Origin of the sequence: Tibeticola sediminis (assembly GCF_003843835.1) — a bacterium.
GTDB classification, from domain to species: Bacteria; Pseudomonadota; Gammaproteobacteria; order Burkholderiales; family Burkholderiaceae_C; genus Tibeticola; species Tibeticola sediminis.
Window position 1 is genome coordinate 107,262 of sequence record NZ_RKQL01000001.1, and the last position, 15,733, is coordinate 122,994.

The 15,733-nt window shown below is 66.0% G+C and carries 11 protein-coding genes and 1 tRNA gene; 10 read left to right on the forward strand and 2 right to left on the reverse strand.

What is annotated here, in order from left to right:
* The first annotated feature begins 40 nt into the window (after positions 1-40).
* The 6 genes from EDC62_RS00535 (at position 41) to EDC62_RS00560 (ending at position 5,167) form a co-directional block, all read left to right on the forward strand.
* Positions 41-1,090, forward strand: a complete 1,050-nt coding sequence (locus tag EDC62_RS00535) for an SPFH domain-containing protein (RefSeq protein WP_124219286.1) — start codon at positions 41-43, stop codon at positions 1,088-1,090.
* Between the two features lie 123 nt (positions 1,091-1,213).
* Positions 1,214-2,746: a DUF4178 domain-containing protein gene (locus tag EDC62_RS00540; protein ID WP_124219288.1), complete on the forward strand. Its 1,533-nt coding sequence runs from the start codon at positions 1,214-1,216 to the stop codon at positions 2,744-2,746.
* A gap of 223 nt (positions 2,747-2,969) precedes the next feature.
* Positions 2,970-3,191 carry a DUF350 domain-containing protein gene (locus EDC62_RS00545; RefSeq protein ID WP_124219290.1) on the forward strand — a complete coding sequence of 74 codons (222 nt, stop codon included), beginning with the start codon at positions 2,970-2,972 and terminating at the stop codon, positions 3,189-3,191.
* Positions 3,192-3,201: 10 nt separating this feature from the next.
* The gene (locus tag EDC62_RS00550; RefSeq protein WP_124219292.1) at positions 3,202-4,755 is read left to right on the forward strand and encodes a polyamine aminopropyltransferase; all 1,554 of its coding nucleotides are present in this window, start codon (positions 3,202-3,204) and stop codon (positions 4,753-4,755) included.
* Between the two features lie 46 nt (positions 4,756-4,801).
* On the forward strand, positions 4,802-4,990 hold the full coding sequence (locus EDC62_RS00555; protein WP_124219294.1) for a hypothetical protein: 189 nt from the start codon (positions 4,802-4,804) through the stop codon (positions 4,988-4,990).
* 86 nt (positions 4,991-5,076) lie between these two features.
* Positions 5,077-5,167 (forward strand) — tRNA-Ser (locus EDC62_RS00560).
* 40 nt (positions 5,168-5,207) lie between these two features.
* Here the strand turns inward: EDC62_RS00560 and cphA are convergent.
* Both cphA and EDC62_RS00570 read right to left on the reverse strand, forming a co-directional pair.
* Positions 5,208-7,802 (reverse strand): cyanophycin synthetase, encoded by a 2,595-nt coding sequence (gene cphA / locus EDC62_RS00565; protein WP_124219296.1) that lies wholly within the window; start codon positions 7,800-7,802, stop codon positions 5,208-5,210.
* A gap of 35 nt (positions 7,803-7,837) precedes the next feature.
* Positions 7,838-10,024: a cyanophycin synthetase gene (locus EDC62_RS00570; protein WP_124219298.1), complete on the reverse strand. Its 2,187-nt coding sequence runs from the start codon at positions 10,022-10,024 to the stop codon at positions 7,838-7,840.
* A gap of 144 nt (positions 10,025-10,168) precedes the next feature.
* Between EDC62_RS00570 and EDC62_RS00575 the strand changes: the two genes are divergently transcribed.
* From EDC62_RS00575 to EDC62_RS00590, 4 genes are all read left to right on the forward strand, one after another.
* Positions 10,169-12,484 (forward strand): cyanophycin metabolism-associated ABC transporter, encoded by a 2,316-nt coding sequence (locus tag EDC62_RS00575; RefSeq protein ID WP_124219300.1) that lies wholly within the window; start codon positions 10,169-10,171, stop codon positions 12,482-12,484.
* Complete coding sequence (locus EDC62_RS00580; protein ID WP_124219302.1) at positions 12,481-12,981, forward strand: cyanophycin metabolism-associated DUF1854 family protein; 501 nt, start codon at positions 12,481-12,483, stop codon at positions 12,979-12,981. The genes EDC62_RS00575 and EDC62_RS00580 overlap by 4 nt, the downstream gene beginning before the upstream one ends.
* A 124-nt stretch (positions 12,982-13,105) precedes the next feature.
* The gene (locus EDC62_RS00585; protein ID WP_124219304.1) at positions 13,106-13,906 is read left to right on the forward strand and encodes a sulfite exporter TauE/SafE family protein; all 801 of its coding nucleotides are present in this window, start codon (positions 13,106-13,108) and stop codon (positions 13,904-13,906) included.
* A gap of 10 nt (positions 13,907-13,916) precedes the next feature.
* The gene (locus EDC62_RS00590) at positions 13,917-15,704 is read left to right on the forward strand and encodes a nitrite/sulfite reductase (RefSeq protein ID WP_124219306.1); all 1,788 of its coding nucleotides are present in this window, start codon (positions 13,917-13,919) and stop codon (positions 15,702-15,704) included.
* Positions 15,705-15,733 lie beyond the last annotated feature (29 nt).

The following is a 15,733-nucleotide window of genomic DNA, read 5'->3' on the forward strand; positions in this document are numbered from 1 at the left end:
TCATGCGCCGCAGCTCAACCCCAGCGCACGGAGGTCGCCCATGGCGCTCATGGACTTCATCAAGAAGCAGTTCATCGACATCATCCAGTGGACCGAGGAGGGTGACGGCACGCTGGCCTGGCGCTTTCCGATGGCCGACATGGAAATCCAGAACGGCGCGACCTTGGTGGTGCGCGAGTCGCAAATGGCGATGTTCGTCAACGAGGGCCAGGTGGCCGACGTGTTCGGTCCCGGCACCTACAAGCTGACCACGCAGACGCTGCCGGTGCTGACCTACCTGAAGAACTGGGACAAGCTGTTCGAGTCCCCGTTCAAGAGCGATGTGTATTTCTTCAGCACGCGCCAGCAACTCGACCAGAAATGGGGCACGCCGCAGCCGGTGACCGTGCGCGACCCCGATTTCGGCGCGGTGCGGCTGCGGGCCTTTGGCAACTACGCCTACCGCATCGCGGACCCCAAGCGCTTTCACACCGAGGTGTCGGGCACGCGCGAGCGCTACACGACCGCCGAGCTCGACGGGCAGCTGCGCGGGCTGGTGCTGCAGCACATCGCCAATGCGGTGGCGGGCAGCGGCATTCCCTTCCTGGACCTGGCGGCCAACCAGGTCCTGTTTGCGCAGACGCTGGCCAAGGAGCTCGCCACGCCGTTCGAGACGCTGGGGCTGAAGCTCGAGGCGCTGACGGTGCAAAGCATCTCGCTGCCCGAGGAGTTGCAGAAAATCCTCGACCAAAAGATCGGCATGGGCATGGTCGGCAACGACATGGGCAAGTTCATGCAGTACCAGACGGCGCAGGCCATCCCCAAACTCGCCGAGGGCGTGGGCAGCGGCGGCGGCAGCGGCATCGCTGGCGACGCCATGGGCCTGGGTGCCGGCGTGGCGCTGGGCCAGGTGCTGGCGCAGAACCTGGCCGCCGGGTTGCAGGGCGCGCAGGCGTCGCAGGGGCCGGCGGCCGCGGCCGCCCCCGCCGGCGTGAAGCCCGAGGAAGTGATGGCGACGCTCGAGAAGCTCGGCGAGCTCAAGGCCAAGGGCATCCTGACCGACGAGGAATTCAGCGCGAAGAAGGCCGAGCTGCTGAAAAAACTGGTGTGAGTCCTTGGCTCAGGCAGACCCTGCGCTTTAATTTAAATAGCACCACAACACCATTTCACGCCGGGGTGACCGTGTTTTTCCTCAAAAACCCGGCCGCTGCAGCGGCGGTCGACGGCTCAGGCCATGGCTGAACACAGCGGCCGCCCCGAGCGCGTCTACCGCGCCCCCTGCCCCGGCTGCGGCGCGCCAGTGGAGTTCCAAAGCGCGCAGTCCACGCACGCGGTTTGCGGCTACTGCCAGAGCATCGTCGTGCGCGAGGGCGAGGTGCTCAAGCGCATCGGCAAGATGGCCGAGCTGTTCGACGACCACAGCCCCCTGCAGCTCGGCGCGAGCGGCCGCATCGACGGCAAGCCCTTCACCCTGGTGGGCCGGCTGCAATACCAGTACGGCGAGGGGGTGTGGACCGAGTGGGTGGCGCTGTTCGACGACGGCACGCGCGCCTGGCTCGCGGAAGACAACGGCGCCTATGTGTTCTCGCGCCCGGTCACGGCCACCCAGGCGCTGCCCGCGGCAAGCGGTTTCGCTGTTGGCACCATCGTGCGCGTGGGAGGCCAGCCCTACACGGTGGCGTCGAACCAGACCGTCTCGCTGCGCTCGGCGCAGGGCGAATTGCCCAAGCTGCCGCCGCTGGGCGCGCCCTTCGCGGTGGTGGAGCTGCGCGGCGTCGACCGCGCCGAGGTGCTCAGCATCGACTACAGCCCCCAGCTCAGCGACCCGAAAGCAGCGCCCGAGCTCAGCCGCGGCCAGCCGGTGGCCTTGGAGGACTTGAGCTTCTCCGGCCTCAAGGACGAATCCGCCAAGGACGAGCAAGGCCGCCAGTTCGCCTGCCCGAACTGCGGGGCGCCGGTGAGCGTTCAGCTCGAGCAGAGCAAGTCCGTCACCTGCCCGAACTGCAAAAGCCTGATCGACCTCAGCCAAGGCATCGGCGGCGAACTGCGCCACGCCACGCAGGACGAGCCGGTGCGCCCATTGATCGCACTGGGCACGGTCGGCGTGCTCGACGGTGTGCACTGGCAGGTGGTGGGTTTTCAGCACCGCATGGGGCAGGAGCCAGGCGACGACGAATCCTTCGGCTGGGAAGAGTACCTGCTCTACAACCGCAAGAAAGGCTTCAGCTTCCTCGTCGATGCAACGGACGGCTGGAGCCTGGTCGCGCCGCTGACCGGCGCGCCGAGCGTGTCGAGCGACCGCCGCCGCGCGACCTGGCAGGGCAAAAGCTACACCCTCACCAGCGCCTACCGCGCGACCACCACCTATGTGCTGGGCGAGTTCTACTGGCAGGTGCAGCGTGGCCAGCAGACCGAGAACCGCGACTATGCGGCGGGCGACCAACTGCTCTCGAGCGAGCAGTCGGGCCCGGAGCTGACCTGGTCCGGGGGACGGCGCCTGCCGGCCGATGCCGTCGCGCGCGCCTTCGGCCTCGAGGACAAAAAGGCGCTGCTCGCGCGCAGCGATGCCCAGCCGTTTTCGGCCGACGCGGGCGTGAGCCTGCGCACAGTGATCATCGTGTTCATGCTCTTGCTGCTGTTGGCGCTGCTCTTGAGCCGCTGCAGCGACTGCGACCCCAACACGCAGAACTGCGCCACCTCGAGCACCAGCACGCGCAGTTCGGGCGGCAGTTTTGGGGGGTATTCGAGCGGAGGCGGGCATAAATAGCCGGCCGTGTGCTCTTGTTTTTGATTTTCACCCAGATTGCCCATTAGGACGCACGAAGATGGCGCGGCGGTTTGCGAGTGGATTCGCGCACGGGGGAGGAGCCAATAGCCGAGGCTATTGGCGACGAGCACGGGTGCGAAGACGCCGCAAAGCGACCGCCAGGGCGTGCGTAGGCCCGTAGGGCCGCCTAATGGACAATCTGGGTTAACCCGCGGAGGTTCCCATGCAACTCGACTGGCTCAGGCCCGCAGCCTTCTTTGGCTCGATGCTCTACGCCCTCATCGGCGTGCTGATGTTCTGGATCAGCTTCCTCGTCATCGACAAGCTCACGCCCTACAACCTGTGGGAGGAGATCGTCGCCAAGCAAAACCGTGCGCTGGCGCTGGTGGTCGCGGCCATGTGCCTGGGCATTTCGCTGATCGTGGCCGCGGCCATCCACGGCTGAGGCGCGCCGCATGTCGGTGGCCGTCCCCGAGGCGGGGCGCGCGGTGGCCGCGCACCGCCACCCGGTCGAGGTGGCGCTGCTCGCCAGCGTGTTCGTCATTGCGGCCTGCGGGTTGCTCTACGAGCTCGCGGCGGGCACGCTCGCAAGCTATGTGCTGGGCGACTCGGTGCTGCAGTTCTCGACCATCATCGGCGCCTACCTGTTCGCGATGGGGCTGGGCTCGTACCTGTCGCGCTTTTTCACGCGGCAGTTGAGCGCGCACTTTCTGCGCATCGAACTGCTGGTTGCGCTCTGGGGCGGCGCGATGCCGGCGCTGCTGTTCCTCGCCCACGGCTACCTGCCCGATGCGTTTCGGCTTCTGCTCTACACGCTGGTACTTCTGATCGGAACGCTCGTGGGTCTGGAGATTCCGCTGGTGATGCGCATCCTCAAGCGCGACGTGGGCCTGCGCGAGCTGGTGTCGCAGGTGTTGACCTTCGACTACCTCGGCGCGCTCGCGGTGTCGCTGGCGTTTCCGCTGCTGCTGGTGCCGCACCTGGGCCTGGTGCGCACGGGCTGGCTGTTTGGCTTCATGAACGCGGCGGTGGCGCTGTGGGCGCTGTGGCTGTTCCGCGACGAGCTGCCCGCGCGGCGCGCGCACGGGCTGGCCTGCGTGCTCACGCTCGCGGCGCTGGCCGCGGGTTTTGCCGCCAGCGACACGCTCACCACGCTGGCCGAGGACAAGCTCTATGCCGACCGGCCGGTGCTCACGCGCACCACGCCCTACCAGCGCATCGTGGTCACCCACGGCGCAGCCGGCCACCGGCTGTTTCTCAACGGCAACCTGCAATTCGCCGAACGCGACGAATACCGCTACCACGAGGCGCTGGTGCACCCGGCCATGGCGGCCCATGGCGCGCCGCGGCGGGTGGCCGTGCTCGGCGGCGGCGACGGCATGGCGGTACGCGAAATCCTGCGCTACCCGAGCGTCGAGCGCGTCACGCTGGTGGAACTGGACCCGGCGATGACCGAGCTGTTTCGCACGCACCCGGCGCTGGCTGCGCTCAACGCCGGTGCGCTCGCCTCGCCCAAGCTGCAAATCGTCAACGCCGATGCCTTTGGCTGGCTGCAGCACAGCGATGAGATCTTCGACGTCATCGTGGTCGACTTCCCCGACCCGACCAATTTCGCGATCGGCAAGCTCTACACGCAGAGCTTTTACGCCTTGCTCGAACAGCACCTGGCGGCCAGCGGCTACGCGGTCGTGCAGACCACCTCGCCGCTGGTGGCGCGCGAGAGCTTTTGGACGGTGGTGCGCACCGTCGAGGCGGCGGGGCTGCAAGCCACGCCCTACCACGCGCATGTGCCCAGCTTTGGCGAGTGGGGCTATGTGATCGCCAGCCACCGGCCCTGGCGCGCGCCGACGCAGCTGCCCGCGGGCCTGCGCTTTCTCACGCCCGAGACGCTGCCCACGCTGTTTCAGTTTCCACCCGACATGGCGCGGGTCGACACCCCGGTCAACCGGCTCTCGAATCAGGTGCTGGTGCAGACCTATGAGCGCGAATGGGGGCATGTGCATCCATGAACCTAAATCCGGCAGTTGACCGCTACTCGCGAAAAGCAAGGTGTCGATGTTTCAACCATTTTCGGTGCGCAGGCCCTTCACCGCTTGGGTGAGCGCTGCGCACCCGTTCGAGCCGCCCTCGGGTGCGGGGGCGGCGTTGCAAATCCTCGCCATGGCGCCCGCCATGGCTGTGGTTTGCGCCTTGCCCGCGCGCCCGATGACGGCCCGCACGGGCGCGCTCAACTGCCGGATTTAGGCTGAGTGGTGGTGGCTTTTGATTGGGGGCACCACGGACCCGGCACGACCGAAAAGCGCGTGCACGCTGATACAATAAGACGCTTCGGAGCGGTGGATGAGTGGTTTAAGTCGCACGCCTGGAAAGCGTGTGTGGGTGAATAGCCCACCGCGGGTTCGAATCCCGCCTGCTCCGCCAAAATAGTCAAGCCCGGGCCGGGTCGCGCACCCGGGCTTTTTCATGCCAGCGCAGCGGTCATTTCGACGGCACTGGCGCCTTGACAGCGCTTGCGCAAGTACGCCAGCGCCTCCTCGACCTGGTCGACGAGGATGAGGCACAAGTCACCCATCTGCAAGCCACTCAAGGCGCGATCGATGGCGTTGAATTCGCCTCGGATTTCCTCGACCTGGCGCGTCCGCGGTGCCCCTGCCAGACCCTCGCGCAGCAAGCGAAGGACTTCACCATCGGCTCGCCCCCTCTGGCAGGCGTCTTGATACAGGATGGCTTCGTCGAAAGCCCGTCCGAGGATGCGCGTCTGATCGCGAATGTCTTCGTCGCGTCGATCGCCTGCGCCGGAGATGACGACCACGCGGCGCGTCGCGGGGATGGCTTCCACCGCTTTGACGAGCGCGTTCATGGCATCCGGGTTGTGACCGTAGTCCGCGATCAAGGTGGCACCGTGATAGTCCAGGATGTTGAACCGACCCGGGGCGTTTTCCGTGTCGCTGGTGAAGCTTGCCAATCCCGCCCGTATGTCCTCCCAGTGCAGACCGGCGCCCCAGGCCGCAGCGATGGCTGCCATGGCGTTTTCGATCTGGAACGGAATCGTGCCTTGCCGAGTCAGCGGGATTTGCTTCAAGGGGATGCTCTCCCGCCATGCGCCCTCGGTCGCGACGATGGAACCGTCGTCGACATAAACACAGCGCAGCCCTTGCGCCCGATGTGTGGCCAAAACCGGGTGGTTGCGGTCCAACGAGAAAAAGATGACCGGCGCTGGGCTGGCCGCGGCCATGCGGGCCACATTCGGATCGGTGGCATTGAGCACGGCATAGCCGCCGGGTTCCACATTCTGAACGATCACCCGCTTCAAAACGGCGAGATCCTCGACGGTGCTGATGTAGTTGAGTCCTAGGTGGTCGCCACTGCCGATGTTGGTGACCACGGCGACGCGGCACAGGTCGAAACCCAGCCCCTCGCGTAGAAGCCCGCCTCGCGCCGTCTCGAATACAGCGGCCTCGACATCGGGATGCATCAGCACGTTGCGCGCACTCTTGGGGCCCGAGCAGTCGCCGGAATCGATTTGTCGCCCGTCTACATAAACCCCGTCGGTATTGGTCATACCGACGCACAAGCCGCTGGCTTTGAAAAGGTGCGCGATCAGTCGCGCCGTCGTCGTCTTGCCGTTCGTTCCCGTGACCGCCACGACAGGAATACGGCCGTTTTCCCCCGGCGGGTACAGAAAATCGACGATCGCCTCACCCACCGCGCGACCATGGCCGAACGACGGGGTCAAGTGCATCCGCAGCCCCGGAGCGGCGTTGACCTCGACGATGCCTCCGCCTTGCGCCTCGAGCGGCTTGAGCACCGACTCGCACACCACATCGACGCCACAAATATCGAGCCCGACCATCCGCGCTGCGGTGACGGCACGCTCGGCCACCGCCGGGTGCACGTCGTCGGTCACGTCCGTGGCCGTGCCCCCCGTCGAGAGATTGGCGTTGTTGCGCAAGATCACGCGACGCCCTTTTTCGGGGATGGACTCTGGCGTGAGTCCTTGCAAGGCAAGCCGCGCCTTCGCGATTTCATCCAGGCGAATGCGGGTCAGCGAGGTGGCGTGGCCCTCGCCGCGTCGTGGGTCTGCATTGACCTGCTCGACCAATTCAGCGACGGTGTGCTGGCCATCCCCCACGACCTGCGGCGGATCGCGCCGAGCCGCAGCAACCAAGCGATTGCCGACGACCAGGAGCCGGTAGTCGCTGCCGGACAAAAACTTCTCGACCATGACCGTGCCATGCTCTTCGGCGGCGCGGTAGGCGATTTCCAGATGCTCGCGCGTGGTCACGTTGACCGTGACACCCTTGCCTTGATTGCCGTCCTGCGGCTTGACCACCACCGGCAGGCCGATCTTCTGGGCAGCCACCCAGGCTTCTTCGACGTTTTCGACCGGGTAGCCCTCGGGAACCGGCACCCCCGCAGCCGACATGAGCCGCTTGCAGAGGTCTTTGTCTTGCGCGATCGACTCGGCCACCGCGCTCGTGGAATCAACTTCCGCGGCCCAAATCCGACGCTGCTTGCAGCCCCAGCCGAACTGCACCAAGGAGCCCGAGGTGAGACGACGGTAGGGAATGCCCCGCGCCACCGCTGCGGCGATGATCGAGCCCGTCGAGGGGCCAGGTCGAATATCCTCGTCCAAGGCCTGAAGCGCCGCGATCCGGCCCTCGAGATCGAAGGCTGCATCGCCCGCGAGGATGGCACGGATCAGATCGACGGCATCGGCGAATGCCTGACGACCGACCGGCTCCTCGGTGTACTCGACCACGACCTGATAGGTCTGCGGCTCGACGGTGGGCGTGGTGCGGCTGAATGTCACTGGACAGCCGGCTTCGGTTTGAAACGCGAACGCGGTCAATTCGAGCAGATGCGCGAGTGAGGCCCGACCGACGGGGACACGCAAGGCGCCGATCGCCGGGAATCGCTCCCGCAGCCGGGCTTCGAAGCCCGGCATCCGCTGCAAATCATCTTCATCCTCGGTGCAGCGAACGATCGCCTCGAGCGCCGTGCGCCGGGTCCACAGATTGGGGCCGCGCAGGGCGCGGATACGCGAGATTTCCATGTTTGATGCGCTCCAGGAGGGGCTTTCCGGATGGTTCAGTACGTAAAGGTCGCGACGCCCGCGCGGATCAACTCGGTCGGTATGCCCGCAGCCCAGGCAGCGGTCACGCCGGCGAGTAGTCCTTGAATAGAACCCTCTTCCGCGACCGGGTCGTTTTGCGCAAGCCATGCGGCCAAGTTGGGCCCGGGCTCTTCACTCGCACCGTCGATCCAGCGAACCACGCCCTCGTGCAGCACCGCGGCGCGCCCGCCCTCCCGGACGTGCTGCTCGAGTGCCGGTGGCCGGCCGGCTGCGGTCTGGGTCCCGTACAGAATGACGGCTCCATCGCAGAATTCGCCAAGACCCACTACCCGTTCATCATCGGCGTTGAGGACCCCAAAGCCGTCACGCATCACGACGTCCATTTGCGTGCGCAGCACCCGAACCATCTGCTCGGGCGCGTGTATGTCGTGGTGGGCCAGCGCCGCCCAACCGTCCATATCCGTGACGACACCCACATCACAGCGGTCATAGGGCAAGCCATGGTCGAGGATCAACTCGGGCGAGCTGGAGAACACGGCCAGATCGGTATCCCGACTCATCAGCAGCCGTTGCGCCGCCTCCCAATCATCCCGAGCCACGAGGCCGACGGGGCGGCCAGCGATGTAGCGCCCTTTGGGGGTTGCCGAAGCCACACGATGACCGGCAAGCTGGAACAGCCAACCGGCCAACCGCGCCGCGAGATCACCGTGGCGGGTCCCGGAGAAGCCAACGATGGGAATTCGGCCCGGATGACTGCCCTCGGCATCCGAGAACAGATGCTCGACGATGGCTTGGCCCACGGGGCGGGGTTTGCCGATGGCGGGCTTGAGATGCATCAGCAGGCCCGGACCGGCGTTGACTTCGACAATCGCGCCGCCTTGGGCCTCGAGGGGTCGCCCGACGTCCTCGCAAACCAAATCGACGCCCGCGATATCGAGCCCGACCGCACGGGCCGCTAGGCCCGCTTGAAAGGCGACCTCCGGGTGAACCTCGTCGGTGCAGTCGATGGCCACGTTGCCGTTGCGTTGAACCAGCACACGACGTCCGGCCTCCACGACGCTGTCGGGCTGTAAGCCCTGTCGCTGGAGATCGAGCCGGATCACGTCGTCTTCGGACAGATCGAGCCGGTTGAGCGGATGCGCCTCGGTGGTGCCCCGGCGGGGGTCGGAGTTGATCTGCAAATCGATCAATTCGCGCACGGTGTGCACGCCGTCGCCGACGATCCAGGCACTTTCGCCCCTTGCGGCCGCGACGAGCCGGCCTCCGACCACCAGCAGCCGATGTTCATCGCCTGAAATGCAGCGCTCCACCAGCACCTCGCGCCCGTGCTTGCGTGCGAGCTCGAAAGCGGCGCGAACGTCCTCTTCGCGGTTCAAATCGAGCGTGACGCCGCGCCCATGATTGCCGTCGCCCGGCTTGACTGCCACGGGCAAGCCCAGATCCTGGGCGACTTCCCAGGCTTCGTCTGCACTCGCAACCACCTGCCCCTGCGGGACGGGAACGCCACAGGCGCGAAGCAGCGTTTTGGTCAGGTCCTTGTCGCCCGCAATGCCTTCGCCAATGGCACTCGTCTTTTCGGTCTCGGCGGTCCAGATGCGTCGTTGCCGCGCGCCATAGCCCAGCTGCACGAGGTTACCGTCGTTGAGGCGGATGTGGGGAATGCCGCGGTCGGTGGCCGCCGAGACGATGCTGGCGGTTGACGGGCCGAGATAGCAGTCGTCGATCGCATCGCGCAAGACACGCACAGCCTCGGCGACATCGAAGGAGCGGCCTTGTATCGCGGCAGTGAGCAGAGCGTGGCCCTGAGCCAGCGCCACGCGGCCGATTTTTTCGTCGCGCGCGCGGAAAACCATCCGGTAGACGCCGCGCTGCGAAGTGCTGCGCGTCTGGCCGAAACCGGTGGGCATGCCCGCGAGGTTGAGGAGTTCGATGACGACATGCTCGAGCACATGCCCCGCCCAGGTGCCCTCTTCGAGCCGCTGCAGGAAGCCGCCCCGCTCACCCACACCGCAGTGGTGCTCTTCGAGCGCCGGGAGCCATTCGCGCAAGCGCGGTATCAGTCCGGGAATTTGGTTCGAGGGATAGTCCTCGAGCGCGCCCAGGTCGAGCCACACCTCCATCACAGACCGGTAGGTCCAGACGTTGGGCCCCCGCAGGAACTGCGCCCGTCGTATTTTGATTTCCTGATCTTGAAAGTTCATGAGCAACCGTCGGTAGCCGTCTGCCTTCGAATATGCCACGCAACATCATGGCCTTGTCAGCGAATGGGGGGCCTCATGCGTTGAGCAACAATTACACGCATCAGCGACGCGCCTTTTCGCGTCCGCGCCACTCTTTTCCGATCCATGCCATCGACCCCGGACCAACCACCGCCACAGGCCGCGCCCGCCCTGAACCCACCACTCGATCCGAATGAGAACGTTCTGGCCACGTTTTCGGTTGACCTCAGCGAGCAACTCCGATTTGAAGAAGGCCGTCTGATCCTCACCGACCGCCGGCTGCTCTCGCACGGCGGCGCGGCCGACCCGGTCTGGCGCAGCTATCCGCTGCACTCAGGCATGAGCCTCGAACAGTCTGACCACGCAGGCATCGGGACGCTCGAACTGGTCGACGGTTCACAGCGTATCGCGCGCTGGCACTACACGCTGCGGCATGCGGCCCAGGCCCAAACGCTGCTGCGCGCCTTCCTGCGGGTCGTTCGTGACGGCGCGCAGGCCGCCCTGGACGCGGCAGCGGGGGCAGCTTGCCCCATCTGTCATGCGCCGATTCCTCCGGACGCAGAGGAATGTCCGAACTGCGCCCGCGAGAGCAATACACCGCCTTCGACCTGGGTGCTGCTTCGTCTTTGGCGATTTGCGCGCCCCTATCGGTGGCAGCTGTTGTTGGGTTTCGTCTTGATGCTGGGGTCGACCGCCGCCACGCTGGTGCCCCCTTACCTGACGATCCCGCTGATGGACGAGGTGCTGATTCCGTTCCAAAACGGCCAGCGCATCGACCCGTCTTATGTCTTGCTGTTGCTCGCTGGGCTGTTGGGGGCCGCGCTGCTCGCTTGGGCCTTGGGCTGGGCGCGTACCTGGCTGCTGGCCCTGGTCTCCGAGCGCATCGCAGCCGACCTACGAACGACGACGTTCGAACATTTGCTGGGACTCTCGCTCGACTATTTCGGCGCCAAACGCACCGGCGATCTGATGGCCCGCGTGGGCAGTGAAACCGACCGGATTTCCGTCTTTTTGTCGCTGCATGCACTGGACTTTGCCGCTGACGTGCTGATGCTGTTGATGACGGCGGCGATTCTGTTGTCGATCCACCCTTGGCTGGCGCTGGTCACTTTGTTGCCGCTGCCGTTCATCGCCTGGATGATCCATTTGGTGCGCGACCGGCTGCGGACCGGTTTCGAGAAGATCGACCGGGTCTGGGGCGAAGTCACGAACGTACTCGCCGACACGATACCCGGCATCCGCGTGGTCAAGGCCTTCGCTCAGGAGGCGCGAGAGGCGCGGCGCTTCCGCGAAGCGAACCAGCTTAACCTGGCGGTGAATGACCGACTCAACAAAACCTGGAGTCTCTTTACGCCGACGGTGACGCTGTTGACCGACATCGGCTTACTCGTCGTGTGGGGGTTTGGCATCTGGCAGGTCAGCCGCGGCGAAGTGACGGTGGGGGTGCTGTCGGCATTCCTGGCCTACATCGGGCGGTTTTACGGGCGGCTCGATTCGATGAGCCGCATCGTCTCCGTCACGCAGAAAGCGGCTGCCGGGGCCAAGCGTATTTTTGACATCCTCGACCATGTCTCGAACGTGCCTGAGCCGGTGGATCCGCTGCCGCTGCCCCCGGCCGGGCTCCGGGGGCAGCTGACGATGCACCGGGTGGGGTTCCGCTACGGAAGCCGCACGGTGATCCGCAACCTCAACCTCGAACTCAAAGCCGGCGAGATGGTTGGCCTCGTGGGCCACAGCGGCTCGGGCAAAAGCACGCTGGTCAACCTGATCTGCCGGTTTTATGACGTGACCGAGGGTTCGATCCAGGTCGACGGCATCGACCTGCGGCGGCTCAAGGTGGCCGATTACCGGCGCCACATCGGGCTGGTTTTGCAAGAGCCATTTCTATTCTTCGGCACCATCGCGGAGAACATTGCTTACGGCAAGCCCGATGCCACGCGCGAGGAAATCGTCGCGGCGGCCCGGGCCGCCCATGCGCACGAGTTCATTCTTCGGCTGCCGCACGGCTACGACTCGCTCGTGGGTGAGCGCGGCCAAAGCCTCTCGGGCGGCGAGCGCCAGCGCATCAGCATCGCCCGCGCGCTGTTGATCGACCCTCGAATCTTGATCCTGGACGAGGCCACTTCCGCCGTCGATACGGAGACAGAGAAAGAGATCCAACGGGCGCTCGATAACCTCGTGCGCGGGCGCACCACGATTGCGATTGCCCACCGGCTGTCGACCTTGCGCAAGGCCGACCGGCTCGTGGTGATGGACCGGGGCGAAATCGTCGAAATCGGAACGCACGACGAGCTGTTGGCCGCGCAAGGCCATTACTGGCGGCTTTGGGAAGCCCAGGCGCGCAAAGCCGACGCCGAAGACGATGCCGAGGACGATCACGATGCCGTGCTGATCGCGCACGCCGTTCCTCAACCTTCTGCCCATGAAGCGGTGGCTCCATGAACACTTCCACTCCTGCTCACTCGGCGTTTGCGGCCTTTGAACTCTTTCGCGACCCGCGTGGACGTCTGGTCTGCACGATGCCCAACGGCACGGCGCACGTTGGCGTGGTTCCGGTGCGGGCATTTCCGATCACGGCGCCCGGCGAAGGCATTTCGCTCGTGGGATGCGACGGCCATGAGTTGCTCTGGTTCGACCGCCTCGAGCGGCTGCCCGAGCCGGCGCGGGCGCTGATCGAGGCCGAATTGGCCGAGCGCGAGTTCATGCCGACCCTACAGCGGCTGGTTTCGGTTTCGACCTTCTCGACACCGAGCGTCTGGCAAGTCGACACCGACCGCGGCCCGACCCGTTTCGAGCTCAAAGGCGAAGAGGACATCCGGCGGCTGCCGGGCGACCGGGCGCGCCTGATGATCACGAGCGCGGATGGGTTGCATTTCATCATCGACGACCTGCACGCACTCGACCGACATTCGCGGCGGCTGATCGAGCGCTTCCTGTAGGCGCGGCCCGGGTGGGCCGCAGCGAGAGCAGAACGGGTTTGGCACCGGCCTTTATGCCAGATACTGATATAAAACCAACTAATAAATCGTTTGTTTTGACATAAGGCAGCCGTACAGTGCGGGCATGGACGCACTTTCTTTCTGGCTGTCGGGGGCGGTCGTCGGCTTGATCATTGGCCTCACCGGGGTGGGCGGTGGGTCGCTGATGACGCCGCTCTTGATTTTCGGCTTCGGCATTCACCCCGCGCTGGCGGTCGGCACCGATTTGTTGTTTGCCGCCTTCACCAAGCTCGGCGGAACGGTGGCCATGATGCGTCGGGGATGGGTTCCTTGGCCCGTCGTCGGCGCCCTGGCCCTCGGCAGCCTGCCGGCGGCCGGCATCACTCTGTTGCTGATTCGAGCCTGGGGCCCTGCGCACCCGGGTGTGCAAGACCTGATTCTGCAGCTGCTCGGGCTGGCGCTGCTGTTGACCGCGGGCGCGACGCTGTACAAGGCCTGGGTGGGTTCGGCTCGTTCGCATCGGCCAGAAGCGGCCGATGCTCCGCTGCCGCCAGGGGCGCTGCGGCCGCGCCACTGGAGCCTGCCGGTGTTGCTCGGCGCGCTGATCGGAGTCCTGGTGACGCTGACCTCGGTGGGCGCGGGTGCGATCGGCGTGAGCGCCCTTCTCTTCCTCTATCCCCGCTTGCCGCTGAGCCGGGTCGTCGCGGCCGACATTGCCTATGCCGTGCCGCTCACGCTCGTCGCCGGACTGGGGCATGCCACGCTGGGCAATGTCGACGTGCCGATGTTGTTCTGGCTGCTGGCGGGATCGCTGCCCGGGATCTGGCTCGGAAGCCGCGGCGTCATCCACATCAGCGAGCGCTGGAGCCGCTCCGTCCTGTCGCTGCTGCTGCTGTGGGCGGGCAGCAAACTGATTCTTCACTGACTCCCGAACCATGTATCGATACGACGACTTCGACCGCGCGCTGATCCGCCAGCGCGCCGCCCAGTACCGGGAACAGCTCGAGCGCTGGCGCTCGGGGCAGCTTTCGGACGACGACTTCCGACCGCTGCGTCTGCAAAACGGCTGGTATGTGCAGCGCCATGCTCCGATGCTGCGGGTCGCCGTGCCTTATGGCGAGATTTCGGCGCGGCAATTGCGTGCGTTGGCCCGCATCGCCCGTGACTACGACCAGCCCGAACCCACGCGTTTCGCCGCGGCCCAGGAAGCGCAAGCACGCCTCGAACCGCCGAGTCGACTGCGCTACGGCTACGCGCACTTCACCACGCGCCAAAACGTGCAGTTCAATTGGATTGCGCTCGAAGACTCGGCCGACGTGCTCGACGCGCTCGCCGCCGTGGACATGCACGGTGTGCAGACCAGTGGCAATTGCATCCGCAACATCACGAGTGACGCATACGCCGGCATTGCGGTGGACGAAGTCGCCGATCCACGTCCGTTTTGCGAGTTGATCCGCCAGTGGAGCACGCTCCACCCGGAGTTCGCGTATCTGCCGCGCAAGTTCAAGATCGCCGTCAGTGGCTCGGAGGAGGATCGCGCCGCCACCGGCTGGCACGACCTCGGCCTGACCTTGGTTCGCGACCCGCGGGCCGGCAGCGGCGACGACGCACTGGGTTTTCGGGTGGCCGTCGGCGGCGGCATGGGCCGCACGCCAATGATTGCACCGGTGCTCGCGCCGTTCGTGCCCTGGCAACACATCCTGAGTTACCTCGAGGCGGTTTTGCGCACCTACAACCGCTGGGGCCGCCGCGACAACCTCTACAAGGCCCGAATCAAGGTTCTGGTGAAGTCTGAGGGCGCACGGTTTGCCGAGGAAGTCGAGGCCGAGTTTCGGGCCATCGTCGAGCAAGACGGTGCGCCGCATACGATCTCGCCCGAGGCCCTCGCGCGCATGCGCCTGGCCTTCGCGCCGCCTGCAGGACTGCACGAGCGCAAAGCCCAGCCGCTGCCCGAACCAAGGCCGGAGGAAGCCGCCGCCTTCGAGCGCTGGAAGGCCCGCAACGTACATCCGCACCGCTGGCCCCACTGGCGGGCGGTGCATCTGAACTTCAAACGGCCCGGACTGGCACCGGGAGACGCCACTGCCGAGCAACTCGATGCCGCGGCCGACCTGGCCGAGCGCTTCAGTGCGTCGGAGGCGCGCATCACCCACGAGCAGAACCTGTTGCTGCCGTGGGTGCAGGAGCACGATCTGCTCGAACTGTGGCGCGCCGCGCGGGCGCTGGGACTTGCGACGCCAACGATCGGTCTGCTGACCGACCTGATCGCCTGCCCCGGCGGCGATTACTGCGCCTTGGCCAACGCGCGCTCCCTGCCACTGGCCGAAGCGCTGCTGCAACGCTGGCAGGATGTGGACGAGCTCGAAGCCATCGGCGCACTGGACCTGCACATTTCGGGCTGCATCAACTCGTGCGGCCACCACCACAGCGGCCACATCGGCGTGCTGGGCGTCGATAAGGACGGCCAAGAGTGGTACCAGATCACGCTCGGCGGCTCCGACGGAAGCCGGCTCTCCGGTCCGGCCGGCCCAGGGCGCGTGCTCGGGCCCTCCTTCGCCGCGTCTGAAGTACCCGATGCGATCGAGGCGCTGATCGAAACCTACCTCGACCACCGCAAGCCCGGCGAAGCCTTCATCGACACCGTGCGGCGTCTTGGCCTCGAGCCTTTCCGCGCCGCGGCAGACACGGCGCGCCGGTCCCAGCGGCAGGCCGAGGCGGCCTGAGCCGCTCGCCCCACCCCGACGAATCTTTC

Bases quoted from the DNA above. Each gene is read 5' to 3' on its own strand.
- EDC62_RS00550 (WP_124219292.1), top strand. From the start codon at position 3,202: ATGTCGGTGGCCGTCCCCGAGGCGGGGCGCGCGGTGGCCGCGCACCGC.
- EDC62_RS00535 (WP_124219286.1), top strand. From the start codon at position 41: ATGGCGCTCATGGACTTCATCAAGAAGCAGTTCATCGACATCATCCAG.
- EDC62_RS00580 (WP_124219302.1), top strand. From the start codon at position 12,481: ATGAACACTTCCACTCCTGCTCACTCGGCGTTTGCGGCCTTTGAACTC.
- EDC62_RS00545 (WP_124219290.1), top strand. From the start codon at position 2,970: ATGCAACTCGACTGGCTCAGGCCCGCAGCCTTCTTTGGCTCGATGCTC.
- EDC62_RS00540 (WP_124219288.1), top strand. From the start codon at position 1,214: ATGGCTGAACACAGCGGCCGCCCCGAGCGCGTCTACCGCGCCCCCTGC.
- EDC62_RS00555 (WP_124219294.1), top strand. From the start codon at position 4,802: ATGTTTCAACCATTTTCGGTGCGCAGGCCCTTCACCGCTTGGGTGAGC.
- cphA (WP_124219296.1), bottom strand. From the start codon at position 7,802: ATGGAAATCTCGCGTATCCGCGCCCTGCGCGGCCCCAATCTGTGGACC.
- EDC62_RS00575 (WP_124219300.1), top strand. From the start codon at position 10,169: ATGCCATCGACCCCGGACCAACCACCGCCACAGGCCGCGCCCGCCCTG.
- EDC62_RS00570 (WP_124219298.1), bottom strand. From the start codon at position 10,024: ATGAACTTTCAAGATCAGGAAATCAAAATACGACGGGCGCAGTTCCTG.
- EDC62_RS00590 (WP_124219306.1), top strand. From the start codon at position 13,917: ATGTATCGATACGACGACTTCGACCGCGCGCTGATCCGCCAGCGCGCC.
- EDC62_RS00585 (WP_124219304.1), top strand. From the start codon at position 13,106: ATGGACGCACTTTCTTTCTGGCTGTCGGGGGCGGTCGTCGGCTTGATC.